The sequence below is a fragment of the Leptospira selangorensis genome (assembly GCF_004769405.1).
GTDB lineage: Bacteria > Spirochaetota > Leptospiria > Leptospirales > Leptospiraceae > Leptospira_B > Leptospira_B selangorensis.
Window position 1 is genome coordinate 668,903 of the sequence record NZ_RQES01000005.1, and the last position, 24,345, is coordinate 693,247.

Genomic DNA, 24,345 nt, shown 5'->3' on the forward strand with positions numbered 1-24,345 from the left:
GAGGCCTTAGTAGACGGGGCTGGTTTTCATATAAAAAATATGTTGACCGGTCTATTTTTATTTGGTCTAAAGGTTTTATGGGTCAGAAGGGAGAAATCGCAAAGGAAAAGATGGTCCGTGCCATGGCGGAACGTCTGGAAATCGGGGGATATGCGGGAACCGGGTTAAACGATATCGTAGAAGATGCAAAAGCACCCAAAGGATCTATCTATTTCCATTTTCCTGGTGGAAAGGAAGAATTGGCCTCCTTAGCTCTTCTGGTATCCGGCAACGAATTGGCCAAGGAACTAAAGGCCGTTTTGGATTCTGCCAAATCTGTTTCGGCAGGGATCCAAAGGGTATTTTCCGCCTTGGAATATAGGCTTGTATCTTCCGGTTTTTCCAAAGGTTGCCCGATCATGACCACTGCTTCCGAGACCGCCTCGGAACCTTCTTTAGTGAACTCAACTTGCGCTGCAGTTTTCCAAGATTGGATCTCCATATTGGATTCGTTTTTCCGGAAAAACGGATTTGAGGAGAGCAGATCCGGAGAACTATCAATCGGTATTCTTTCCTTATTAGAAGGAGCCATACTGATTTCCAGGACAAGCCGAAATACGAATGCGATACGATCCGCTTCTAAAACGGCAAAACTTCTCGTTTCGGAGAAATAATTATGAAACTTAAAATCACATTTTCGGCGATATTCGCCTTTTTACTTTTAGTATTTTGTACTGCATTAGGAATTCCTAAACTAGCAATTTCAGATATTCCTGAGTTGGAAAAATTATCCAAGGATCCCAGATTGGAAAATCCTTCCGGGTTGGCCAAACTCAAATTTACGATCTTTAAAACAGGGGAGAAGAAGGCGTCTTCCGCATTCATATTCGAAGGTGGACCTTTATTTCACAGAAAACAGATCTATCACAGTGTTGTTTTTGTAGAACACCCCAAAGGGACTTTTTTGTTCGATTCGGGCCTTGGGACCCAGATCCAGGAACAATACAAAGACCATAGATTTTATGTAAAACCTATGGTGACTTATCAGAATCCGAATCCTTTAGTTTCTCAATTAAAGGCGAACGGGATTGATTCAGATAAGATCGGGGACATCGTTCTATCTCATTTACATTGGGATCATGCGGGCGGGGTGGAAGATTTTCCAAAGGCAAGGATCTGGTCCACGCAAGAAGGCAGAAAACATCTGCAAGAATTCGGAGTGGAGAAGGGCTATTTGCCAAAACAATTAGATTCGGAAAACATAATATGGAAGGATCTGGGTTTTTCTTCTAAACCTTACGAAAATTATTCCAAAAGCCTGGATTGGTTTGGAGATGGGTCTGTGGTATTCGTTCCAATGGAAGGTCATACTGCAGGAGATATCGGAATGTTCCTGAACTTACCTTCTGGAAAAAGATTCTTTTTTACGGGAGATATTACCTGGGCAAGAGAAGGTTTTGAAATTCCTTCTCATAGAACCAGGTTGCTTAGATCTATCGTGGACAGAGATCAGGAACTTGTAGGAAAGGAAATATACAGAGTACATTCTCTTTTAAAGGTTTATCCGAATCTTGAAGTTGTCCCTGCTCACGACGGAGAAGTGATAGACCGTTTGGGATTATATCCTCATTGGACTGAATAAGTCCCTAAACAAAATCGAATCTATTCTTTAAGAATGTATTTTTCGATGTTTTAGTGCAGGTATTTTTTTACGGACTACCTGCACTTCTTCCAGATCTATCTCTGTTAAAAGTAATTTTTCGCCTTCTCCTGCATCGGCTAAGATGTTTCCCCAAGGATCTACTACTAAAGAATGTCCGTAGGTTTCCCTTCCTTTTAAGTGAATTCCGGTTTGTGCGGGAGCGAATATAAAACATTGGTTTTCGATCGCTCTTGCTCTTAGTAAAACTTCCCAATGAGCTTGTCCTGTGATTTTGGTGAAGGCAGAAGGAACAAAGATCATTTCCGCATCCTTCTTCATAATTTCTCGGAATAATTCTGGAAAACGTAGATCATAACAGATCACAGAAGAAATATTTCCAAGCTCGGGACTTTTGTAAGTTTCCGGAACAACTTGGCCGGATTCCACGGTTCTGGATTCTCTATATTCTATTCCGTCTCCAGGATCGGTATCGAATAAATGGATTTTATGATATTCGAATTTTTCCTTTCCATCCGGCCCGAAAATGATAGAAGTATTAAAAACTTTTCCGTTTGGAGCCGGATTAGGGAATCCTCCCGCGAGAATCGTTATATTCAGTTTTTTTGATATATCTGAAAGAAGGGTTAGTGTTTTAGTTTTGATCTCTTCCGATCTTTCTAACTTCTCCTTTTCAGATCCTAAAAAAGGAAAATTTTCCGGAAGACCGACAAGTTTAGCACCTTCGGAAGCGGCCTCTCGGATGAAGTTCTCACATTTTTGCAGATTCATATCCACATCAGTTCCGCTGTTTAACTGGATCAGTCCTAAAAGAAAACGGTGCATAGACTCAGTATTCCAGATCCTTAGTCAAAATGCAAAATGATATTCTATACATTCTGCTTGTCTAAGCTAGTTCCTGGAAAAATTTAGGAGAAGTATGGCATTCGCCCTGAAAGAATTCAAATCCATCCAAAACTTCTACTCCGGAAAAAAGCATAAGGAGAATGTTTGGGCCCTCGTTTATCTTTTGCTCAGATATTTAAGCAGCGGAGAAGGGGCTATCCAAGCAGTCCAAACTTCCTGGTTACAAGGACTCCCGGAGAATTTGTCGGAAGAAGACAAAAAAGAAGCTTCCGAAAAAGTTTTGGAACTTGCGGACCTTCTTCTGGAAGCATTACGTTCTTGGAGAGATTTAGCGGAGGAAGAAGATTCCGAAGCAGTCATGGAAGATGTGTTGGAGCTCGGACAATCCGTTTTGATGGAAACCAAAGAAATGGGAGAATTTTCAGAACTAGTCCGAGAAGAATCCTTGGATATTATTTCGGACTTATGTTTGGTATGCGGAGTAGAGATCCCAAAAGCAGGTTATAAAAAAATAGATCTTTCCGCTTTCGATGATTCTGATATCGCAGAAGAAGTGGAAGAATGGATGATCGCACTTTCTTCTTTCGAAAAAGCGGAAGAAGCTTCCGACTTGGAAGATGGGTTTCTTGTACTTTTTGTGAAGGTGTTTTTGTTTTATATTTTCTTTAAGTAGAAGGTTCTAGAGGGAGCTGAAATTTTCCTTCTAGTATTCCTTGCACGGTCAGGTCTTCGTCCAAACTTTCCCAACGGAGAGCATGTCCTTTTAATTCTAATTGAACTTCTTGGAGTTGTGAATCCGAAGCGGTTTTAAGTAATTTGAATCTGTCTGCTGGAAATCCTAAAACTCTGCCATCGCTTAGTTCTAGATAGACCATACGATTTTCTACCCAAACTTTGATCGCAGGCACATTCGTAATTAGATTATTGCCAGCCGTGGAACTCATTATACGCCTCTAAAAATCGCTCTCTATATTAAAATACAAGCTTTTCGATTTCTCGAACTTCATGATTTCGAAATCCTTTGTTCTCGGCTAATAATACAGTATCTAACCATAATTTGCATTCCGAATTTTCTTTTCGACAATGAATATGTGGGGGTTCATTTCCTTCATTCGAATAGAAATGAAAACGATATCCGAATATTTTTAAAACCGTAGGCATTGGGTTTTGCCACTAGTTTTTGAAACTTGAGCAAAACCAATTAAATAGCAGAGTTAACCTCGGAATATTGATTCTGACGGTTCTAATGTAAATTCTACACTTACAGATCTGTAAAAATATCTTTTACTGCAGTGACAACATCTTCTATGTCACCATCTGTCATTCCCGCGAATAGAGGAAGTGAAAGAGTTCTTTTATACATTGCATCTGCGTTCGGATAATTTTTTCTTTCGAATCCGAATCTTTGGTAGAAAGGGTGCTCGTACAGAGGAATAAAATGTAGGCTTGAACCTATATTCCGTTTTTGTAATTCAGAACAAAGAATATCTCTGTTGATCTTTCCTGGAACAGTGTCTACTTCTACTCTGAATAAATGCCAAGAATGTTCCCCGTTGATTGCAGGCAAAGGAAGATGTAAAAAAGGTAAATCTGCAAATTCGGAGCGGTAGATCTCGGCGATTTGGATCCTTCTTCTCCAAAGGTCCTCCGCCTCTGCAAGCTGGACAAGTCCGAGTGCTGCAGCGATATCGCTCATATTATATTTATAACCCGGAGAAACCACTTCGTAATACCAGCCCGGACGTCCGTAAGTTTCTCTATTGATCCCATGAAGTCTCATCAATTTCATTCTTTCTGCAAAGTGAGCGTGACGAGTGGTGACCATTCCACCTTCTCCGGTTGTGATCCCTTTGGTGGCATAAAAACTAAATACGGTAAAATCACCGTGAGTCCCGATCCTTTCTCCCTTATGAACTGCGGGGAAGGCGTGAGCGGAATCTTCAATTACATAAAGATGATATTCTTTCGCGAGTGAATTGATGGAATCCATATCACAAACTGCACCTGCAAGATGTACAGGCATAACTGCACGCACTGTCTTTCCGGTTTTTTTATGAACCAGGTTCCCTTTGGAAAACACACATTCTTTTTCAATGGTTTCCTTTAAAGTAACCTCGGTCATCAGGTTGAAAATCGGGTCAACATCTGTAAGGATCGGCTCTGCGCCGAAATAACAAACCGTTTCTGCGGTGGCGGTAAATGTTACTGCAGGGACAAGCACTGCATCCTCGGAACAAAGTCCTATGGATTCTAAAGCAAGATGAAGTCCTGCCGTCGCCGAATTCATTGCCAGGGCAAATTCTGCTCCAGTGTATTTTGCAAATTCTTCTTCGAATTCTTTTACTTTCGGTCCCGAGGTGATCCAGCCGGAGCGCAGTACCGCCGCCACTTCTTCGATCGCTTTTTCGGAAATCGAGGGGAGTGCGAAAGGTAAAAACGTTTTTCTTGCTGTGATCATGAGACAAAATCCTCCGGCGCTTCTTTTAGGATCGGAAGATTTCCGGAAAAGATAAGGGGAAAACCTTCAGAATCTTTTTCCGAATTGAAATCCGACGGGGTTTTACTTACCCTGCTCCCGTGGGCGTGACCTTCTCAGAAATTTTGGAAAGAATCCGGATCTTAGACCGGGATGTCTCCGAATTGAACCGTCTGAAGAGCAGACTCCCTGCAGATCGGCCCTATTCTTCTTCTCTTCAAATTTCTTTCGATAAACAGATCAATAATCTACTCAACGAAAGGATCCGACTTTTGGATCTGGAAATTTCAGATCCGCCTCGTTGGCTTTTAGGCGACTCCGACGCTTATGATTCAGGGCAAAGAACTGCTTCGGCATTTTTAGAACCTGCGGATCTTTCTTCTAAAAAGTTACAAGACCAAGATGTCATTAACCTGATCAGAGAATTGCCTAAGACGGAGATCCATCTTCACTTAGAAGCCTGCGTTAATAAGGACACCATGAAAAAGCTCATGGTTAAAAACGGCATCCAACTCAGCGACGAAGAGTTTGAAGCTAAGTTTAATTTTAAGGATCTAAACGGTTTTATCCAAGTATTCTTCTTCATCCAAAGTTTGGTGAAAGAGCCTGCCGACCTTTACTATTTTGTGGGAAGTCTCGCAGAATATATGAGAGCGAATAGGATCTTATATACCGAAGTATTCTTCGCTCCTTCTAAGTTTATCCAAAACGGTTTGGACTTCGACGAGATGGTAAGCCAACTCGTTGAAGGTATTCGAGAGGAGAAGGAGAAGGACGGCATTGAAATCCGACTTCTCGTGGACGTTTCCAGATCTTTTGGTCCTGAAAATGCGATGAACAACTTAAATAGAGTTCTGAAACTCAAACATAAGGAAGTTATCGGGATCGGATTAGGCGGAGCGGAGCTTATGGGGCCTGCTCGGGATTACGCAGAAGTATTCAAAAAAGCTAAAGAAGCAGGACTCAGAACGGTTGCACACTCAGGAGAAGACGATGGTCCTTGGGCGATTTGGGAAGCTGTAGAACTTTGTAAGGCGGAACGTATCGGTCACGGAACTTCTGCCATCCAAGATCCAGAACTGGTAAATTATCTAAGGGAGAATAAGATCCCGATAGAGATTTGTGTTACGTCTAACGTGTTTACCGGAAAATATGTTCGTAAGGAACAGAATCACCCGGTTCGTTATTATTACGACCAAGGTCTTCCTCTTTGTATCAATACGGATGATCCTGAAATATTTAACGTCAACTTGACTTACGAATATTTTAAACTTTGGAGATTTTTGGACTTCTCCTTGGATGAGATCGTGGATCTGATCAGACAAGGTGTATATGCTACTTTCCATCCTCAAAAAGAAACACTTTGGAAGGATATGGAAGTCCAGATCAAAAAAATAAAAGAGAAATACGGTCTCTTAGAACCTAGCGTTCGGTAAATTTCTTTCTTGCAATCGTTACCATTCTTCGTTTAGAATTCCCTTCCGGAGTTTAAGATGAAGTTGAAAATTTTCTTAGGTGTTATTCTTGCCCTAATCGTTTCAGGTGTCGGTTATTCTTATTATTTGGGCGCATTTGATACCGTTCAAGTAAAGGAAGAAACATTAGGACCATTCTACGTTCTATCACATGATAGAGTGGGAAATTATAGAAACGTAGGGGAAACTTTCGAGGCCATCCAAAAAGAATTTCCGGAGAAAGGATTCAAAAATTACAAACTGTTCGGGATCTATAAAGATAATCCGAATACTGTTCCGGAAGAAAAATTAAGATGTGAAGTAGGGGCTTTATTTTCAGAACCTATCACTGAAATTCCTTCCGGATTCTCTTTACCATTAAAATACAAAGTTATCGAAAAGAAAAGATATCTATCTGCTGACTTTCCGCTCAAAAGTTTTGTTTCTATCTTCCTTGGAATTTTTAAAGTTTATCCGGAACTTATGAAGGCCTGTATAGAAAAAGGTTGTGATATGAATGGAAAAGCTTCAATGGAAATCTACGAACCAATCACTGAGAAAAATACGAAATATCTGTTCCCTTTAGATTCATCCGGGATCGATTGAGGCAGGAATGTTTTCCCAGCTGAAAGAATATCTGAATGTTTCCATTCCTATCGATCGCAAAAAATTTTTCATTACGGGAGTAATTCTATTCTTCGTTAAATATAGTATAGATAGAATTATAGCTTACATATTTTTCGATCGTTTATGGTGGATCTCCGAATATTTTAAAGATCCAGGAAAGATCGTCCTACAAAAATTCGAGCCGGAAGAATCCAGATTTTATTTTACCTTACTCTTGGTCTCTTTGCCTTTTATTTACTTAGGCACAATATTCTGTATCAAGAGGTTGAGAAGTATAGGTTTAAGTTCTTTTTGGGTACTTTTGTTTTTTGTTCCATTTTTGAACTTTCTAATGTTCTTTTTGTTATCCGTACTTCCGGAAAATTTATATAATAATAAAGAAGTCGGATCTTCTCCCGAATTCTTTCCGAAGTCCAAACTGATCGTCTCTATTTGGTCGATCATTTTTGCTACGAGTATTTCGCTTCTGTTCAGTATTTTTTCTACAGATATATTAAAAGCATACGGAGCAAGTTTGTTTGTAGGCGGGCCGTTTATTATAGGATTTACTTCCGTAATATTGTATTCCAGAGCGGAGCCCGTCGACTTTAAACAAGCAATGCTCATCTCATTTACAGCGATTTCAATAGCAGGCATTCTTACATTAATAGTCGCCTTGGAAGGAATTATCTGCCTTATGATGGCTGCTCCATTGGCCTACTTTCTTGGGTTTCTGGGTGGAGGAATTGCGTATCTTCTTCAGACGAAGTCGAAACTTGTATCTTCCATTTTGCCGTTTTTATTTTTGATCTTACCTTCGATCGCTTATCTGGAAGCGAATTTGGATAAGAAATCCGATTGGTATATGGTCGAAACCAGTCTGAGAATTTCCGCGTCCAAAGAAAAGGTTTGGAAAGGTTTATTCGAATTTTCTGATATACCCGAACCTAAGGAACTTATCTTTAATGCTGGAGTTTCTTATCCGGTTCGTGCAAGAGTAGAAGGAAAAGGAATCGGTGCAATTCGATACTGTGAGTTTAATAACGGAGTATTCGTAGAAGAGATCACCAATTGGGATGAGAACAATTCATTGGAATTTGATGTTGTCCGTCAACCGGATGCAATGAAAGAGCTGAGTCCTTATAAGAATATCAGGCCTACACATCTAGACGGATACTTTGCTTCTAAAAAGGGGAGTTTCCAACTTGTTTCATTAGGAAAGAATGAGACACTTCTGATTGGAAGAACCTGGTTCTTAAATAAATTTGGTCCCACCACTTACTGGAATGTTTGGATCCATTGGATTTTGCATAAGATCCATTATAGAGTTTTGGACCATATACGTAACTCTGTCGAAGTTTCCTCGTAAGACGATGAGCAGTCGACGGTTTCGAATTTTGCAATATCGGATAAATAAGTATTTCCAACATCTTAAAATTCCAACTAAATAGTCGGCTATGAGCGTTTTCAAAACCTTATTCGAATATTGCCGGATCCCAGAAAGGATCTGGAAAAAATTATTATCGATCGGAGTAGAAGACGCGCCTGGGGCTAGATACATAGTCGCGACCAATGCCGTAGTATTAATTACGGCAATATTTACATTAGTTTATTATATCGTATTCACCGGCTTTGGATTAGTATTTCCGATCTGGCTCTACCTACTTTGGACAGCGAATGTATTCGGATACGCTTTCGTACTATTTTTGAACTTTATTCGTTCTCATAAGGCAGCGAGACTTTTACTTGCAGCTGTAGGAACAATGCAACTTTTGATGATCTCCAGGATCTTACCTCAAGAGGCCGGATTAGATCTATATATTATCGCAAGTTTTGCATTTCCTTTTTATATTTTCCCTCCCGAAGAAAAGAAATACATCTATATGATGGAAGCGGCGCTTGCACTTTTATTCGTTGCTGTTCATATCATACCTTATTTTTTCGAACCAATCCTTAGTTTAGATCCGAAATACAGAAGTTATTTTTATTTTATTAGTTTGATCCTCGTAGTTGCATGGTTTTCATTCATAGGTAAAGAATTAGCACAAGCTGCTTGGGAGGCGGATCGTTCTCTCAAAGAAGAAAAAGCGAAAACAGAATTATTATTACTGAATATACTCCCGAGAGAAACCGCAGAAGAGCTCAAAAAGACAGGAAGTTCAGAGCCGAGGCTAATTACCCAGGCGACAGTTTTATTCACGGACTTTTACGGATTCACTTCCATCGCTGAAAAACTTACACCGAACGATCTGGTAAAAGAATTGGATTTTTGTTTTAGACATTTCGATTCGGTTACAGAAACGCATAGATTAGAAAAATTGAAAACGATCGGGGACGCGTATATGTGTGTGGCCGGGGTCCCTTCTTATAGATCATCGCATGCGGTAGACAGTTTACTCGCCGCATTAGAAATGCTGGAACGTTTAGAAGAATTATCCAAATTAAAAAAAGGTCCCAACTGGAAGGCAAGGATAGGGATCCACTCAGGTCCGTTGGTTGCAGGAGTTATCGGCGCAAGAAAGTTTTCCTACGATGTATGGGGAGACACGGTTAATCTTGCAAGTCGAATGGAATCAAACAGTGAACCAGGCAAAGTGAACGTAACCCAATCTATCGTGGATTTAACGGATGAATATTTCCAATTTAAATCTCGCGGAAAACTTCCGGTGAAGAACAAACAAAAAACCTCCATGTATTTTCTATTAGGATTAAAACCGGAATTCAGAGACCGAAAAAATCCTCGAAACCCAAACGGGAAATTCTGGGAAGAATACGGCAAACAATTCGGAAGAAGAGAACCAATCGTTTCTTTTTAAAAAGTTTTGGCCGCGTCCTCGCGAGCGACCCATAGGAAGTGAGCGAGCCCGAGATAGCCGGAGGCGTTTATCGAGGGCACACCAAACAGTCTACTTTGCTCGGACCGGGCTCTCACCTCCGGTCAAAAAATCGCCTTCGCGATTTTTGTAACCACGGCTCGATCCCTCGCAGATAGAAAGCAAAGGAAATTATTGTGCAAGTAAAAATACATTGTTGGAGCTCCAACAAAAGAGTGGCAAAATTTAATTGAAAGGATTAGGAATTTGTGATATGGGAGTGGGAGCTCTCCCACGAGCCACTCCCCCCAATCCCAATGCAGGGCGGGGGCGAGCTCCGGCACATGTAGGAACTCCTACAAAAAGATCGTTACTTAAGCTTTATCAGCTTCTAACTTTCTCCAAGTAGTATACGAAACAGCAACTAAAACTAAGAAAATAAATGGAGTCGCGAAATTTGGATCTTTCGCCAAAAGATGAGAAAGTCCAGCACCTAACACGTTAAAGGTGACTCCCGCATAAGCCCATTCTTTCAGTCTTGGAAATTTAGGATAAAGAAGCGCAAGTGCGCTTAAGCCCTTCGCAGGTCCTAAAATTAGAGCTAAGTATCCAGGATAGCCTAGATGAGCGAGGCCTTCCAATACTTGCGGGCTTTGGCTTGTGTATGCATAAGCTCCAAATAAATTTCCAACAGCGATAAGGCCTGTGGTTCCCCAATATAAAACTTTAATAACTGTTTTGTTCATATAAATCCTCTCTGGTTTTGAGATTCGATATAGTTATTAATTCTTCTTCCGTTGTAAATATAAATCGAAGTAGATTGTCGAACTGTTATCGGATTGTAGGAACTCCTACACTGCGGTTCAATGATGGGTTCGATGAATGCTTGGATTTTTAAGTATAGCAAAAGTGCCAATTTGACATATTTATATGTAAACTAATATGCAATAAAATAGTTTACTTTTTCTGATTCTATCCGTCCTAGTGGTATTAGGACAAGGCCATGAAAATTTCTCTTCCGTTCGATCGTTGGATTCTTCAGTTTAAGGAAAGACCTAAACTTCTGCTTTGGGGCATTCTTCCGGCAATCTTACTTCTGATTCTTTTTGTTTGGAGAGCTAGGAATTCCAACACAGATACCTCAGAAATTATCCAGGGCTCTATCATTGAATCCGTGTATGGATTAGCAACTGTCAGCTCTTCGGAAGTGTATCATCTCAGGGTCGCGATACCTTCTGCCATTCGAAAAATTTACGTAGAAGAGGGGGATCAGGTCCAGGAAGGGTCTCCTCTCGTAGAGTTTGATAGTTTTGGGACTATGAGATCTCCTTTCGCAGGAGTGGTGACTAACGTTGCATACGAGACCAAAGAAACTGTGGTTCCTCAGACTCCGGTTGTAACAGTGATGGATCTGAAAAAAAGATACCTGACTGTGTCTTTAGAAGAAAAGGGAGCTGTAAAGGTCAAAAAAGGGCAGAAGGTCCGGATTCGCTTTGAAGCATTGGGTGATAAAAATTTCGAAGGAGAAGTGAAGTCTGTATATCCCGCAGATGGGCAATTCCAAGTTCATATTACTCCGATTGGAATTCCTGCCGAGATACTTCCCGGAATGACCGCCGATGTCGCGATAGAGACTTCTAGTAAAGAGAATATAATATTGGTCCCGGTTAAAGGGATCCAGTCCGGAAAAGTTAAAATATTAGAAAACGGTAAAGTTCGTATTAAGGAAATAGAGACCGGACTTACGAATGGAGAATATGCCGAGCTTGTTTCCGGAGATGTACGTTTAGGAGATAAGGTGCTTGTTCAGGAGGATAAATAAATGTTATTTATTGCTCTTAGGCAAATGTCCGCCCGCAAAAAACAAACTTTCCTTACCCTGCTCGGGATTATATTAGGAGCGACTGCTTATATAGTGATTTCCGGGATCATGTTGGGTTTAAGAGAATATTTGATAGACCAACTTGTAAATAACGATGCCCATATACGGATCTCTTCTCAGGTAAAAATTATAGGGGAGAAGGATTTAGACCAGGTACTTTTTCATTCTAAAGAAATCCCTTTTTGGTCCGTTCCTCCTTCGGGAAGAAGGGATACTGAACAGATCGAAAACCAAGCAGGATGGCAGAAAAAAGTCGCTTCCGATCCGGAAGTAGAAGCAAGTTCTCCGCAACTTCAGATAAAAGTAATATATAGAAGAGGAAAGATCGCAGAAGCAGGAAGGATCATCGGAGTGAAGCCTGAATTCCAAGCTAAAGTTGCCAGGATTAACGAGAATATTATCCGAGGTGATTTTTTAGAAATTAAAGAAAGTGGAAACAAACTTGTAATCGGAGAAGGCTTAAGACTTTTACTCGGGGCCAGGATCTCTGATACGGTTTATATCAGCACCGGAAAGTCCGAACCTATTCCTTTTAAAATAGCCGCTTCTTTTCAAATGGGAAATAAGGCAATCGATGATGGCACTGCATTTGCAAATTTGGCGGATGTCCAAAGTTTAAACCAAACTCCGAATCGTATTAGCGATATTGCAATTCGTTTGAAGGACGTTTCTAAGGCGACTTCCAAGGCGAGAGAATGGGCGGAAACAGGAGATGTGAAAGTGCAAAGCTGGGAGGATGTGAATGCCACATTTATATCCCTATTTAAAATGCAGGATGCGATCCGCTATGCTTTGGTCGGAACTATCCTGCTCGTAGCAGGATTCGGAATTTATAATATTCTAAATATTGTGATCGGACAGAAGAGAAGGGAGATTGCGATCCTTAGGTCCATAGGTTATGAGGCGAATGATATCCTTAAAATATTCCTGATCCAAGGACTGATCTTGGGAGTGGCAGGCGGAGTTTTAGGAATGTTTCTCGGAAATCTAATCTGCAGAAGACTGGAGCATGTATCCTTTTCAAATCCTCTCATGCAAACAAAATCCGGAATGATGATGGTTTCATTTGCACCTTCTATCTATTTTCAAGCGTTCTTACTCGCATTTATTGCTACATTGATCGCGAGCATTTTTCCTGCAAGATCCGCAAGTAAACTTTCTCCAATAGAGATTATTCGAGGCGAATAATGGGAATCATCTTAGAAAACGTTATAAAAAGTTTCGGAAAGCCTCCTACAGATATCATCAAGGGCATTAGTCTTGAGATCAAAGAGAATGAATTCGTTTCATTAACCGGAAAATCAGGTTCCGGTAAAAGTACACTTTTGTATTTGATCAGCAGTTTGGATGATCCTTCTCAAGGAAAGATCAGTATAGACGGAAGAACGATCAGTTCCTTGTCTCAAGCGGATCTGCATTCCTTTAGAAACCTTCATATGGGATTCGTATTCCAATTTCATTATCTTCTTCCCGAGTTCACCGCTTTGGAGAATGTTTTGATGCCTGCTTTAAAAGCGGGGAAACTAAAAGAAAAAAGAGAAGATGCGATCCGTCTTTTAAAACGATTCGATTTGGGAGATAAGTTGGATCATATTCCTTCTAAACTTTCCGGAGGGCAGATGCAAAGGGTTTCCATTGCAAGAGCATTAGTAATGAAACCCAGATATCTTTTTGCAGATGAACCTACAGGTGCTCTGGATTCAGCCAACGCAAAGATTGTAATGGATATCTTTAAGGATATCAATAAGACAGAAGATACTACGGTAATCATGGTCACTCATGATCCTGATTTCGCTAAATCTGCTAAGAGACAGATCAAACTTGTGGATGGTATGATCTCTAACGGTAAGGGGGAAAAATGATAGAAAGAATTTTAGAAAGAACCTTTCTACTTTTTTTGTCCTCCGGTTTTGCTAAAACGAATACGGATCAGATCGCAAAACATATAGGCATTAGTAAAAGAACATTATATAAATATTATGATACCAAGGATAAACTCATCGATTCCGTTTTCGAGCTGATGAGGTCCAAGGTCCAAACAAAGTTCGATAAGGTTTTGCAGGATAAGGCAAAGGATCCGATCGATCGTTTAAAGGAGATTTTATTCTTTATTTCGGATCTGGGATCTAAGATGTCCAAAACATTTGCCAAGGACATAGAGATGGTTCGTCCGGATCTATTTATTACTATGAGAGAGTTCCGAAAGCAAAGGATATTGAGTTTAGCGGACCTTCTTCGGGAAGGACAGAAAGCAGGACAGATACGAAAGGATGTCACACCGGAGCTGACGATCGATATTCTATTGGCTGCAGTGGATGGGATCTTAAATCCGACTTATTTATTCCAAAGTCCTTATTCAAATACGATGGCATTCGACGCGATCGTTACCATCTTTTTGGAAGGAGTTCAGGAGAAATATTAAAGAGTTTTTAAATAGGCCATGATGAACGGTTCTATATCTCCGTCCATGACAGCTTGTACGTTCCCAGTTTCCTGATCCGTGCGATGATCTTTCACCATATTATAAGGATGGAATACATAAGAGCGGATCTGACTTCCCCAGGAGATGTCTTTTTTCTCTCCGGATTTTTTTTCCAGATCGTCTTTTAATCTTTCTTGTTCCAGTTCATAAAGTCTTGCTTTTAACATTTTAAAAGCGGTGTCCCTGTTTTTGATCTGGGACCTTTCGTTCTGGCAAGCAACTACGATTCCGCTTGGAATATGAGTGATACGAACTGCGGAGTCGGTCGTGTTAACGTGCTGTCCACCGGCACCGGAAGAACGATACACATCCACTCTGATATCTTTATCTTCTATTTTGATATCTATATCATCATCTAACTCAGGACTCACGTGAACGGATACGAAGGAAGTATGTCTACGTTTGTTTGCGTCGAAAGGAGAGATCCTAACCAAACGATGAACTCCATTCTCACATTTCATAAATCCGTAAGCAAAATCGCCTATCACGTGTATGGTGGCATTTTTGATCCCAGCACCGTCTCCCTCTTGGAAGTCCACAACGCTATACTGGTATCCTTTTTTATCGAAATATTTCAGATACATTCTGAAAAGCATCTCTGCCCAGTCCTGGCTTTCTGTTCCACCTGCACCCGGATGGATATTTAAGAAGGCAGGTTTCATATCTTCCGGTTCGTTTAACGCGCCTAAAAGTTCTAGTCTTTCGAATTCGGACTTTAATCTTTGGTATTCGGAGCTGAGTTCGTCTACTCCATCTTCTCCCTTTTCATCGAATATGAGCTCAACTAAATCAGGAAAATCTAATATATCTCTTCTGATATTGACCCAAGGTTCCAGTTTTCTTTCTAATTCTGTTTTTCTTTGGCTGATCGATTTTGCTTGGTCAGGATTATCCCAAAAAGTGGGCTCTGCGATACGATCATTATATGATTTTAGCTGGTCCTGGTCTTTATCCAGGTTCAAAAGTTTCCAGCGATTTAAAAAGTTCTCTTGAAGTTCTTTAGAAAGGCGCTTCAGTTCCTTGGCGTTCTTAACTTCCATTTCGGTCCAATAAAATATATAATATTAATCTAATTTGCAAATTTACGGATGTGCAGTCCGAGATTGTCCTGTAAAGGAGAGTTATCGAAAGAGGAAATCTTCGCTTTCTTCTCTGGCTTCTTCCCAACTAAATACTGTGTCTCTGAGTTGAGGAGTGTTTCCTTCTACCGTGGAGACAAGCTGGTATTCTTCCTTTCTGCCAAATTCTTCCGGGAGTCGTTTTAGGACAAGTTTTCCGGAGCGGATCAGATCCAAAACATGCAGTAGGAACGGGTCTCTTTCGGAACGTTGAAGTTCCTTCATGGAAGAATAAAAAGGCATGATCCCTTTATAAAACCAATCTACTGTTTCGTTTTTGCCCGGAGCCCAAAGTTGGTCCAATCGAATGGATTCCTCTTGGACTAAACTTTTACCTTGGAAAGGTTTTTGCAGATGTCTGCATTGGAAATATAGTTCGTGATTTATCTCGCGAGGAAAGGTTCTGCCGTATCCTGCGCCGATCCATTCTAACCATGCCTTCTTTTCTTTGCTCGGAAGCGCAGGTATCAATGCGAATAAGTAGTTTTGGTTTCGGAACACTCTTGATTGAGCTAAAAAATCCAAAACTTCGTATGGGATCATATAATGACCGGCCTGCCATTCGATTACGACCGGAACATTTTCCACATCCAAGTATTCGTCAGGAGTTTCCTTTTGGACCACATCACCGAATTGAGTGAGTATATAAATAAAAGATAATAGTTCTCTTCGTGTCATGGAACGGATCAGAGTATCCGAATCCAGTTTTTGTTTTAAGGAAGCACGAATTAGATTATATTGTTCTAAAGGATATTGATGAGGGGATAGAATGATCCCTAAATGTTTTTCTAATTTGCGAAGGTTCGACCTTTCGACTAAATCGATATTTCCAGAAACTAGAAAAGGCATAAACTTAAAGAGCTTTACTCGCGATATCTTTACGGAAGAAGGTTTTGGAAATTTTAAAACCGCTTAGATAAGAATAAACCTTATCCACAGATTCTTTTAAGTCCTTACCGTATGAAGAGATTCCTAGAATTCTTCCACCTGTTGATATTAAGTTTCCATCCTTTTTTGAAGTGCCAGCATGAAAAACTACCAGATCTTTACTATTTGTTTCAGGTAAATTTAAAGGAATATTCTTTTCATAGGAATCGGGGTAACCTTCCGCGGCCAAAACGACTACGGTAGATGCTCCGGGTTTCAAACCTATTTTTACGTCTCCAAGTGCCCCTTTGGCAGATGCTTGGAAAATTTCGAGTAAGTCACCTTCTAACATTGGTAACACGCATTGTGTCTCAGGGTCACCGAATCTACAATTGAACTCTACAACTCTAGGATTTCCTTTTGTATCTATCATTAATCCGGCATATAGAAGACCTTTGTAAGGATTTCCTTTCTTGCGGAAAATCTCGAATACGGGTTGGAAAACCAGAGTATTCACTTTTTCTAATGTTTCTTTAGTGACGATCGGGGCGGGACAGTATGCGCCCATGCCGCCTGTATTCGGTCCTTGGTCTCCGTCATACGCTCTTTTATGATCCTGGGCAGCAGGAAGAGTGAAATAAGTATTTCCGTCGCTGATCGCAAAGATAGAAGCTTCTTGTCCTTCCATGAACTCTTCTATAACAACTCTGGATCCACTTTTTCCGAATTTATTATCTAAAAAGATCTCTTTTAGCGCATGTGTCGCCTGGGAAAGTTCGGTGCAAACGGTTACACCTTTGCCCGCAGCAAGACCATCTGCCTTGATTACGATCGGCGCTCCTTCTTTTTGAACATAAGAATATGCTGATTCATAATTTTCGAACGAAGCATACTTTGCGGTAGGGACTCCGGCTTCTATCATTAAGGATTTTGCAAATTCTTTTGAACCTTCTATCTGGGCGCAATAGGCAGAAGGTCCGAAAACCGGAACTCCTATCTCTGCCAACCAGTCTCCGATCCCGTCTACTAACGGATCTTCCGGACCGACTACCACTAAATCATATTCATTTTTTTGAATGAAACTTTGAACGGATGATTTGCTCTTTAAATCGAAAGAATTCGGAGCTAAAACCTCGGAATCAGGAAAACCTCCGTTACCTGGAAAAACATGTAATTGACTGAGTTTAGGGGACTGGCGAAGTTTATAAGCAATAGCGCTTTCACGACCACCAGAGCCGATTAAAAGGATCTTAGACATAATATTTCACCGCGGTTTAGTCCGAAAAATTAACCTAGTTTTTCCAAACCTTTTTGGAGAACTTCTTTTTTATCACGGACAGTTTTGAGTTTTTCTTTTTCTTTTTCGATCACATCCGGATTCGCTTTTGCGATGAAGTTCTCGTTTCCTAATTTGGAAGCGAGTTTCTCTTCTTCTTGGATCAATTTCTGCAATTCTTTGTCTATACGTGCTCTTTCTTTTTCGAAGTCTATCATTCCTGCTAATGGAAGAATTACTTCTCCGAAACGGAATGCTCCAACCGAGTCCGTTTTTTCTCCGGTATAGTTTGCATTCACTTCTATACTTTCTAAACGAGCTAACTGTAAGATAGAGAACTCAAAGTCTTTTACTGCAGAAGTAACTAAAGATTCTGAAGATTTCAAGATCACTTTACATTTTTTATCTAATGGAACACCATTCTCCGCTCTTTGAACACGGATTTGGGTTACTACATCTTGCAGAATAATCGTTTTTTGAACGCCTTCATCGCCGGCGGAAACATTATAAGATATTGGAAAAGGAGTTTGGATCAAAAAATCTCCTTCGCTAAATACTTCGTAAATTTCTTCGGTTAAGAAAGGCATAAAAGGATGAAGAAGTCCTAATGCTTTAATTAGAATACTTGCAAGTACTTGTTTTGCGATCTCTTGAGATTCTTCGCCGAGTTTGCCGTAAATTCGCGGTTTAACTAACTCGATATACCAGTCGCAGAAATCTCCCCAAACAAAATCATATATTTGAGAAGCCATTTCAAAAAACAGAAATTTGGAATATGCTTTTTCGTAATTCGCAAGAGTTTCGTTGAATCTATGAAGGACCCATTTGTCCATCGGTTCTAATTTAGAACCATACTTAGATTCCAGATCTTCTAATTTCCAATCTGCATCCATATTCATAAGAATAAAACGACTGGAGTTCCAGATCTTATTACAGAAAGAACGATAACCGTCTAATCTGCTTTCATCAAAAAGAACATCTTTTGCTTCCGGTAAAGTAGCAGCTAAGAAGAAACGGAAAGAATCGGTTCCGTACTTATTCATCATGTCCAAAGGATCGATAACGTTTCCTATGGATTTAGAAAACTTCTTACCTTCTTTATCTCTTACTAATCCGTGGATAATAACTTTTTGGAAAGGAGCCTTACCTAGAAACTTCTTTCCCATCATGATCATTCTGGCTACCCAGAAGAATATAATATCGAATCCGGTTACAAGAACGGAAGTAGGATAGAATTTTTTAAGATCTTCCGTATTCTCTGGCCAACCTAAGGTGGAGAATGGCCAAAGTTGAGAAGAGAACCAAGTATCTAAAACATCAGTTTCTTGTTCCACTTCTGTGGAATTACATTTAGGACAGTTGTGAATATTAGTCTCAGAAACTTCTATATGCTTACAGTTTTTGCAATGATATGCAGGGATACGATGTCCCCACCATAACTGGCGAGAAATACACCAATCTCTAATATTGTTCATCCACTCGTAGAAAGTTTTTTCCCAAAGTTTAGGAACAAACTCGGTTTCTCCGGATTGAACTGCTTGGATCGCAAGTTCAGCCAAAGGTTTCATTTTACAGAACCACTGAGTAGATAAATAAGGTTCTATAATTTCTCCACCTCTGGAGTTATGACCGATAGAATGAGTATGCTCTTCTATCTTTTCTACCAGACCAAGAGCTTGCAGATCATCGATTACTTTTTTACGAGCTACGAATCTTTCTAATCCTGCATATTTTCTTGCGTTCTCATTCAGGGTCGCATTAGGATTCATTACTAATAATGGTTTAAGCCCTAATCTTTGTCCAGCTTCGAAGTCGTTCGGATCATGAGCCGGAGTGATCTTAACCAAACCGGATCCGAATTCTTTATCTACGAAAGAATCGAATAGGAGAGGGATCTTTCTATCTGTCAGTGGGAGTTCCAACTCCGCACCTTTTAAAGATTTATATCTTTCGTCATCCGGATGAGCCGCAACTGCAACGTCTCCGAACATAGTTTCAGGTCTTGTAGTAGCAACGATCAGATATTTGCCTGGTTGGCCGACAATAGGATAACGAAGATGATAAAGTTTCCCTTTCACTTCTCTATGCTCTACTTCCAGATCGGAAATAGCAGTCAGAGTTTTAGGACACCAGTTGATGATCCTTTCTCCTCTGTATATTAAACCTTCATCATATAATGTTTTGAAAACTTTGAAAACAGCTTTGGACAACCCTTCGTCCATGGTGAATCTGGAACGAGACCAATCTACGGATTCTCCCAAAAGCTTTTGTTGGTTTTGGATCATTCCACCTGAATGTTCCTTCCATTCCCAAACTTTCTTTTCGAATTCTTCTCTTGTGAAGTCCGTTCTCTTTTTGCCTTCTTTCGCAAGTTCCCTTTCTACAACTACTTGAGTAGCAATCCCCGCATGGTCAGTGCCCGGAACCCAAAGAGCGGATTTACCTTTTTTACGTTCAATACGGGTCAGAATATCTTGGATAGTATGATTGAGTGCGTGACCAATATGAAGGCTTCCGGTCACGTTAGGAGGAGGAAGGACGATGGTAAAAGATTCCCCTGCTTTGAGGTTTGGCTCAAAACTTTTTTCCTTCTCCCAGAGAGAGATCCATTTCGGTTCTACGCTGGTAGGTTCGTAGCGATCGCTGATTTGTTTCTTCATAGCCTTCGTTCGGATAGAATTTTCCGTCGGAGGGTGAGGTCAAGTCGTACTGATCCCGTAATTAAAAGAGAATACTAATAAAAAAGGCCATAGAGTCTATTCTATGGCCTTAAAACATAAAGATCTGTTTTATAACGAGGTATTTAGAGAGAGGTTTCTTTCCTTATTGTAAGGTCTTTTTGAGCAGTGTTTTCAAATAAGAAGAAGGGAACTTCTCTTTATCCTTGATCAACACACAGTTCTTGCCATTTTCCGATTTCGGATACTTGGCACGAAATGCTCTTACAAAAGATTCTTCACAGAAATAGATAGAAAGATGACTTTTATGGTTCGAGAATGCGACCCATCGCCCATTCCTTTCAAAAGTAGGCATACCATATTTCAAACTTTCTCTAAGATCCGAAAATTCTTCTCGGATCGAATCCACCAAATCCTGTAATTTTTCACTCCTTACGGAAGGAGTTCTTTCTAAATAGTCCTCCACATCTGGATTTGAATTTGAATCCAATCTAGGAAGTGTGGGAACTAAAGCATAAAGTAGCATATATTTGTCCTAGGGGCAGGACCCTTTTTTCACTTAACCTGCGTTCGCAACCAATGGTAAAGGTTCCAAGCTTGGGGCCGAAACCGCACCACCTTTGAAAAGTTGAGCGAGTTCGCTCCAATCTTCTCTGCTAAAATAATCTAATCCGCCATCCGGGCAACCGAGCAGATCTTCTATCGTTTTGTGATAAGAAAGCATCAAGTCGTATAGATCGGCCTCGGATTCTTTACTTCTTCCTAAAAGATAGAAAGCAACTTTTTCACCTAAAGCATCGCTTAGGTCAAAAATAATGGAAGTCAAGTGATCTGCTCTCAATTCACTTCTGAGTGATCCGTCCTGCTGGCCTTCTACTATCAAAGAAGCAAATAATGGAAAACTTAAATCCACGGATTTGCGTCGTATCTTATCTCTCAATTGAAGATTGCTTGCGGAGAAAAGGGATTCCAGAAGGAAGCGAACTTCTTCCGATTTGCCTTTTTTCCAGTTTCTTGCAACAATGAGTGCTCTGCGGAGTTTATCCAGGCCGCTGCCTTCTGATCCTAAATCTCCAATCTCTGCTTGCATAGCCGCATGTGCTTCTTTTGCAAATTGCACGGCGATCTCTTCCAGAAGTTCTTCTTTGGATTGAAAATGGTGATAAAAGGTGCCTTTAGCTATATCTAAAGCGGATAGAATATCCTGAATGGATGTGGTTTCGTACCCTTTTTCGAAGAATAGCCTTCTGGATTCGTTTAGAATTCTTTCTTTTGTGGAGATTTTCGCTGGGATCATGGGGGTTCCTCCTGCTAAACCGACGGTCGGTATAGACCGTTAGTCGGTTTTGACAATACATCCGACTATGCGTCGGTCAAACATATTTCAAAACATCGGCCAAAAAAATCAACAAAGGAAACAAATAAAATGAAAAATGTTTCCTGACTTTCTGGCGGAAAAACCGACAGTCGGTCGGTCCCCTATAACTTCGAGGGATCTGCGCCGGAATCTAAATTCCGCGTCGCCTCCAAAAAACACGCCGCCTTGGGCTGGGAACGTTAGACGAAATTTAGTTCCGGATATATATTCCGTAATTATAATATTTGTTTTTAAATCCGGGTTTCTCTCCTGATTTGTGTAAAGACATAGTTCCCCATTTGGGGTATGGTTTTTAGAAAATTTTCGAAATGTTTCGTCTACCGTATGTTTTTGGCCTTCATTTTTTCGAAAACGGTCTTTTCTTCCATGAATTTGTCTCAAATATAGTGAATATACATATACTTAGAAAGCCCTATTGGGATCGAAAGGCTTACGAATATCGAGGTGGGTATGAATCGGAAAATTATCGGAATAACAATCCTTGTCTCTGCGTTGTTATCTATTTCCTGTAATAAGTCGACATCTTCCGAGAATTGGCTGAATTCTCTTTTAACATTCAGCCTGTCCGTGGGGCAACAGGGTTCACAACTTCCGACCACTTCTCCGGAGATTGTGGAAATGTATGCAGACAAATTTCGATCCGGAGAATACCAGACTAACTCTGCTTCCTCCCCGATTTTCAAGGTTTCGGCCAGTCTTTCCGTAAGTTCCGAGCCTGTGGATTTTTTACCGGACCAATTAAAGATCTCTTTGAAAGAAATAGAATTGGTTTCCTCTGAGGGAACGAGCACGATACAGGCCACGTTCGTTGACGAATTGGATCTTTTAAAGGCAAAACAGAGTCCTGCTTTGATTCTAAAACGGATGGGATTGGAATCCGGCTTTTATAAACAAATCAAATTGAGACTTACTAGTGCGAACGGTACCGCGATCCGATCCGGACAACAATATCCGGTGGTTTTATCCAGTGACGAAATTATCATCAAACAGTCTTCTCCTTTCGAAATTGTAAACGGCTTGGATGCGAATCTGATTTTGGAGACCGATTTTAGTTCTTTAGTATTTTCTCCGGATACTGGTTACACCTTCGCTCCCCAAATCACATTAAAAGAATCTAATTTAGCTCTTCCTTTCATACAAGGAGTTGCAATTGTAAAATTCAAAACCAAGATCACTAAGATCCTCAAACCAGAAGGATATATGGGAGCCGGATTGGAATCCACGGATCTGATCCTGAAAAAATACGGCTGCGGTGAAATTTATCCTCTTTCCGATAATTTAGGCGATTTGGATCCCGAAGCGAGTTCTGCGGTAGGATTCGATAGAACCTATCTTTTGGTGTTCGGAGCTACGATGGATATTCTGGAAGTTCTGTTTCAACTGTCCGCGGATCCGAATGTGGAACAAGTTAGTTTGAATAATTATGTGGATTCCAGTGTTACTTCTCCGAATGATCCCCAAGCTTCTCTTTACTATGGCGGCCAGCAGATACGTTATCTAAATCGAATCGGAGCTTATGATGCCTGGGATATTAGCCAAGGCGATCCTGATATGACCATTGCCGTAATCGATACCGGAGTGGACGACGGGCATCCGGACCTTCAAGGACGAGTTGTTCAAGGTCCTTCGGTAATTTTTAAGTCCGTTATTCTTCCTATACAAATCCAGGGAATTGTAGGGACCATGCCTTTCATTTACACATATCCGGATTATGGTCCTATTTTTGTTCCGAAACAACCGATTTATGGAAGTTCGGCTCATGGAACTCATGTGGCGGGGATTATAGGGGCCACAGCGAATAATTCCACCGGAGGTGCTGGAATCAATTGGAATAGTAAGGTTCTTTCTATCCCTGTTTTCTCCTACTCTTCGGAAGCAAACGATTTGAGAACCAGCGATATACAAGTGGCCATGGGAATTCTTGAAGCTGCCAGAAGGGGAGCCAAGGTGATCAACATGAGTCTGGGCGGAGAAGGTTTCACATATTGTATGTTAGGTTGTCAACTACAGGTGTTTACGAATACCGCGGAACGGGATGCCGTTACTTACGCATATAATAAACGAATCGTGATTGTGGCATCCGCCGGGAATGAAAATAGATCGATTTCTACCTATCCGGGCACTCCGGAGTATCGTGCAGCATACCCTGCTAGTTTTAATGAAGTCATCTCCGTGGGCGCTTTGGATTATTTCTATAGTTATAATCAAAGAGCATCATTTTCAAATTTCGGAAAAGTTGATATTTCAGCGCCTGGAACTTATATCTATTCCACCGTTTTAGAGAACGGATATGCAAATTATCACGGGACCTCTATGGCGGCTCCTATGGTTGCCGCGTTTGCGAGTATCATCTTAGCCAGAAGTCCGGATCTTCACCCTAGTATGGTGAAAGAAAAAATGTGTAATAGTGCGACAGTTCTGACCAATACGAATTGGCATGGATGTGGAAGGATCAATATCGGCGCCACCTTGACTGCGATGAATGCAGAACTTCCTCCGCCTAAGATCACATCCAATTGTGGAGCACCAGGACAACCCGCATGTTGGTCCGGAATGTATTTACAATCATGGAACCATCAATTTACGGCTACGGGAGGAACTCCACCTTATGTTTGGAGTCACGTAAAAGGAACCTTACCGGGTGCCGCGGGTTCTACGAAATATAATAGTTCCGGTTATATGTGGGGCCCCCCAACTTATTGGTGGGGACCGGGTTGGACCTTCGAGATGAAGGTAACCGACGCAAACGGTAATTCGGATATCAGAAGTTTTTACTTTGCATCTACATTGTAGATCTTTTGTCGGAATATTTTAGTTAACAGTTTTGTTA

At 40.7% G+C, this 24,345-nt stretch carries 23 protein-coding genes; 12 read left to right on the forward strand and 11 right to left on the reverse strand.

Annotated features, from left to right (window positions below):
* The first annotated feature begins 77 nt into the window (after positions 1–77).
* Entirely contained in the window at positions 78–653 is a 576-nt protein-coding gene (locus EHO58_RS04745) for a TetR/AcrR family transcriptional regulator (protein ID WP_135678900.1), read from the forward strand.
* 2 nt (positions 654–655) lie between these two features.
* The gene (locus tag EHO58_RS04750; RefSeq protein WP_135678902.1) at positions 656–1,621 is read left to right on the forward strand and encodes an MBL fold metallo-hydrolase; all 966 of its coding nucleotides are present in this window, start codon (positions 656–658) and stop codon (positions 1,619–1,621) included.
* 27 nt (positions 1,622–1,648) lie between these two features.
* Here the strand turns inward: EHO58_RS04750 and EHO58_RS04755 are convergent, their stop codons facing one another.
* Complete coding sequence (locus EHO58_RS04755; RefSeq protein WP_135678903.1) at positions 1,649–2,464, reverse strand: carbon-nitrogen hydrolase family protein; 816 nt, start codon at positions 2,462–2,464, stop codon at positions 1,649–1,651.
* A 94-nt stretch (positions 2,465–2,558) separates the two neighbouring features.
* On the opposite strand from EHO58_RS04755, the gene EHO58_RS04760 reads away from it, so the two are divergent.
* On the forward strand, positions 2,559–3,158 hold the full coding sequence (locus tag EHO58_RS04760; RefSeq protein ID WP_135678905.1) for a hypothetical protein: 600 nt from the start codon (positions 2,559–2,561) through the stop codon (positions 3,156–3,158).
* On the opposite strand, the gene EHO58_RS04765 is transcribed toward EHO58_RS04760, so the two are convergent.
* The 3 genes from EHO58_RS04765 to EHO58_RS04775 form a co-directional block, all read right to left on the reverse strand.
* Entirely contained in the window at positions 3,151–3,429 is a 279-nt protein-coding gene (locus EHO58_RS04765; protein WP_135678907.1) for a DUF2442 domain-containing protein, read from the reverse strand. The genes EHO58_RS04760 and EHO58_RS04765 overlap by 8 nt on opposite strands.
* A gap of 28 nt (positions 3,430–3,457) precedes the next feature.
* Positions 3,458–3,646, reverse strand: coding sequence for a DUF4160 domain-containing protein (locus tag EHO58_RS04770; RefSeq protein ID WP_135678909.1), 189 nt, complete (start codon positions 3,644–3,646; stop codon positions 3,458–3,460).
* 100 nt (positions 3,647–3,746) lie between these two features.
* Positions 3,747–4,943: a DegT/DnrJ/EryC1/StrS family aminotransferase gene (locus tag EHO58_RS04775; RefSeq protein WP_135678912.1), complete on the reverse strand. Its 1,197-nt coding sequence runs from the start codon at positions 4,941–4,943 to the stop codon at positions 3,747–3,749.
* Positions 4,944–5,062: 119 nt separating this feature from the next.
* On the opposite strand from EHO58_RS04775, the gene add reads away from it, so the two are divergent.
* From add to EHO58_RS04795, 4 genes are all read left to right on the forward strand, one after another.
* Positions 5,063–6,397 (forward strand): adenosine deaminase, encoded by a 1,335-nt coding sequence (add, locus tag EHO58_RS04780; RefSeq protein ID WP_135678915.1) that lies wholly within the window; start codon positions 5,063–5,065, stop codon positions 6,395–6,397.
* Between the two features lie 63 nt (positions 6,398–6,460).
* A complete protein-coding gene (locus tag EHO58_RS04785) occupies positions 6,461–7,021 on the forward strand; it encodes a GyrI-like domain-containing protein (protein WP_167483189.1) in 561 nt (186 codons plus the stop codon).
* A 7-nt stretch (positions 7,022–7,028) separates the two neighbouring features.
* Positions 7,029–8,390 carry a DUF805 domain-containing protein gene (locus EHO58_RS04790; protein WP_135678920.1) on the forward strand — a complete coding sequence of 454 codons (1,362 nt, stop codon included), beginning with the start codon at positions 7,029–7,031 and terminating at the stop codon, positions 8,388–8,390.
* A gap of 88 nt (positions 8,391–8,478) precedes the next feature.
* Complete coding sequence (locus tag EHO58_RS04795) at positions 8,479–9,837, forward strand: adenylate/guanylate cyclase domain-containing protein (RefSeq protein WP_135625780.1); 1,359 nt, start codon at positions 8,479–8,481, stop codon at positions 9,835–9,837.
* Between the two features lie 371 nt (positions 9,838–10,208).
* On the opposite strand, the gene EHO58_RS04800 is transcribed toward EHO58_RS04795, so the two are convergent.
* Positions 10,209–10,580: a DoxX family protein gene (locus tag EHO58_RS04800; RefSeq protein ID WP_135625779.1), complete on the reverse strand. Its 372-nt coding sequence runs from the start codon at positions 10,578–10,580 to the stop codon at positions 10,209–10,211.
* 257 nt (positions 10,581–10,837) lie between these two features.
* Here EHO58_RS04800 and EHO58_RS04805 point away from each other — a divergent pair, with 257 nt between their 5' ends.
* From EHO58_RS04805 to EHO58_RS04820, 4 genes are read left to right on the forward strand one after another with little or no spacing between them, the layout of a single operon-like run.
* The gene (locus EHO58_RS04805; RefSeq protein ID WP_135678922.1) at positions 10,838–11,656 is read left to right on the forward strand and encodes an efflux RND transporter periplasmic adaptor subunit; all 819 of its coding nucleotides are present in this window, start codon (positions 10,838–10,840) and stop codon (positions 11,654–11,656) included.
* Positions 11,657–12,904, forward strand: coding sequence for an ABC transporter permease (locus tag EHO58_RS04810; RefSeq protein WP_135678925.1), 1,248 nt, complete (start codon positions 11,657–11,659; stop codon positions 12,902–12,904). It begins immediately after the preceding gene.
* Positions 12,904–13,578, forward strand: a complete 675-nt coding sequence (locus EHO58_RS04815; protein WP_135678927.1) for an ABC transporter ATP-binding protein — start codon at positions 12,904–12,906, stop codon at positions 13,576–13,578. Before EHO58_RS04810 ends, EHO58_RS04815 begins: the two co-directional genes overlap by 1 nt.
* Positions 13,575–14,138 carry a TetR/AcrR family transcriptional regulator gene (locus EHO58_RS04820; RefSeq protein WP_135625775.1) on the forward strand — a complete coding sequence of 188 codons (564 nt, stop codon included), beginning with the start codon at positions 13,575–13,577 and terminating at the stop codon, positions 14,136–14,138. Before EHO58_RS04815 ends, EHO58_RS04820 begins: the two co-directional genes overlap by 4 nt.
* Here EHO58_RS04820 and prfB read toward each other — a convergent pair.
* The 6 genes from prfB to EHO58_RS04850 all read right to left on the reverse strand — a co-directional run bounded on the left by prfB (position 14,135) and on the right by EHO58_RS04850 (position 21,434).
* The gene (prfB, locus tag EHO58_RS04825) at positions 14,135–15,238 is read right to left on the reverse strand and encodes a peptide chain release factor 2 (protein WP_135678929.1); all 1,104 of its coding nucleotides are present in this window, start codon (positions 15,236–15,238) and stop codon (positions 14,135–14,137) included. The genes EHO58_RS04820 and prfB overlap by 4 nt on opposite strands.
* A gap of 81 nt (positions 15,239–15,319) precedes the next feature.
* A complete protein-coding gene (locus tag EHO58_RS04830; RefSeq protein WP_135678931.1) occupies positions 15,320–16,165 on the reverse strand; it encodes a hypothetical protein in 846 nt (281 codons plus the stop codon).
* 4 nt (positions 16,166–16,169) lie between these two features.
* Positions 16,170–17,441, reverse strand: coding sequence for a phosphoribosylamine--glycine ligase (purD, locus tag EHO58_RS04835; RefSeq protein WP_135678933.1), 1,272 nt, complete (start codon positions 17,439–17,441; stop codon positions 16,170–16,172).
* Between the two features lie 29 nt (positions 17,442–17,470).
* Positions 17,471–20,119 carry a valine--tRNA ligase gene (locus EHO58_RS04840; RefSeq protein ID WP_135678934.1) on the reverse strand — a complete coding sequence of 883 codons (2,649 nt, stop codon included), beginning with the start codon at positions 20,117–20,119 and terminating at the stop codon, positions 17,471–17,473.
* 163 nt (positions 20,120–20,282) lie between these two features.
* A complete protein-coding gene (locus tag EHO58_RS04845) occupies positions 20,283–20,663 on the reverse strand; it encodes an iron chaperone (protein ID WP_135625771.1) in 381 nt (126 codons plus the stop codon).
* 33 nt (positions 20,664–20,696) lie between these two features.
* Positions 20,697–21,434 (reverse strand): TetR/AcrR family transcriptional regulator, encoded by a 738-nt coding sequence (locus EHO58_RS04850; protein ID WP_135625770.1) that lies wholly within the window; start codon positions 21,432–21,434, stop codon positions 20,697–20,699.
* Positions 21,435–21,965: 531 nt separating this feature from the next.
* Here EHO58_RS04850 and EHO58_RS04855 point away from each other — a divergent pair.
* Positions 21,966–24,308, forward strand: a complete 2,343-nt coding sequence (locus EHO58_RS04855; RefSeq protein WP_135678936.1) for a S8 family serine peptidase — start codon at positions 21,966–21,968, stop codon at positions 24,306–24,308.
* The last annotated feature ends 37 nt before the right edge of the window (positions 24,309–24,345 follow it).

Bases quoted from the DNA above. Each gene is read 5' to 3' on its own strand.
- EHO58_RS04820 (WP_135625775.1), top strand. From the start codon at position 13,575: ATGATAGAAAGAATTTTAGAAAGAACCTTTCTACTTTTTTTGTCCTCC.
- EHO58_RS04830 (WP_135678931.1), bottom strand. From the start codon at position 16,165: ATGCCTTTTCTAGTTTCTGGAAATATCGATTTAGTCGAAAGGTCGAAC.
- EHO58_RS04850 (WP_135625770.1), bottom strand. From the start codon at position 21,434: ATGATCCCAGCGAAAATCTCCACAAAAGAAAGAATTCTAAACGAATCC.
- EHO58_RS04855 (WP_135678936.1), top strand. From the start codon at position 21,966: ATGAATCGGAAAATTATCGGAATAACAATCCTTGTCTCTGCGTTGTTA.
- EHO58_RS04815 (WP_135678927.1), top strand. From the start codon at position 12,904: ATGGGAATCATCTTAGAAAACGTTATAAAAAGTTTCGGAAAGCCTCCT.
- EHO58_RS04745 (WP_135678900.1), top strand. From the start codon at position 78: ATGGGTCAGAAGGGAGAAATCGCAAAGGAAAAGATGGTCCGTGCCATG.
- EHO58_RS04755 (WP_135678903.1), bottom strand. From the start codon at position 2,464: ATGCACCGTTTTCTTTTAGGACTGATCCAGTTAAACAGCGGAACTGAT.
- EHO58_RS04770 (WP_135678909.1), bottom strand. From the start codon at position 3,646: ATGCCTACGGTTTTAAAAATATTCGGATATCGTTTTCATTTCTATTCG.
- purD (WP_135678933.1), bottom strand. From the start codon at position 17,441: ATGTCTAAGATCCTTTTAATCGGCTCTGGTGGTCGTGAAAGCGCTATT.
- EHO58_RS04845 (WP_135625771.1), bottom strand. From the start codon at position 20,663: ATGCTACTTTATGCTTTAGTTCCCACACTTCCTAGATTGGATTCAAAT.
- EHO58_RS04840 (WP_135678934.1), bottom strand. From the start codon at position 20,119: ATGAAGAAACAAATCAGCGATCGCTACGAACCTACCAGCGTAGAACCG.
- EHO58_RS04810 (WP_135678925.1), top strand. From the start codon at position 11,657: ATGTTATTTATTGCTCTTAGGCAAATGTCCGCCCGCAAAAAACAAACT.
- prfB (WP_135678929.1), bottom strand. From the start codon at position 15,238: ATGGAAGTTAAGAACGCCAAGGAACTGAAGCGCCTTTCTAAAGAACTT.
- EHO58_RS04805 (WP_135678922.1), top strand. From the start codon at position 10,838: ATGAAAATTTCTCTTCCGTTCGATCGTTGGATTCTTCAGTTTAAGGAA.
- EHO58_RS04775 (WP_135678912.1), bottom strand. From the start codon at position 4,943: ATGATCACAGCAAGAAAAACGTTTTTACCTTTCGCACTCCCCTCGATT.
- EHO58_RS04750 (WP_135678902.1), top strand. From the start codon at position 656: ATGAAACTTAAAATCACATTTTCGGCGATATTCGCCTTTTTACTTTTA.
- EHO58_RS04765 (WP_135678907.1), bottom strand. From the start codon at position 3,429: ATGAGTTCCACGGCTGGCAATAATCTAATTACGAATGTGCCTGCGATC.
- EHO58_RS04800 (WP_135625779.1), bottom strand. From the start codon at position 10,580: ATGAACAAAACAGTTATTAAAGTTTTATATTGGGGAACCACAGGCCTT.
- EHO58_RS04760 (WP_135678905.1), top strand. From the start codon at position 2,559: ATGGCATTCGCCCTGAAAGAATTCAAATCCATCCAAAACTTCTACTCC.
- EHO58_RS04790 (WP_135678920.1), top strand. From the start codon at position 7,029: ATGTTTTCCCAGCTGAAAGAATATCTGAATGTTTCCATTCCTATCGAT.
- EHO58_RS04795 (WP_135625780.1), top strand. From the start codon at position 8,479: ATGAGCGTTTTCAAAACCTTATTCGAATATTGCCGGATCCCAGAAAGG.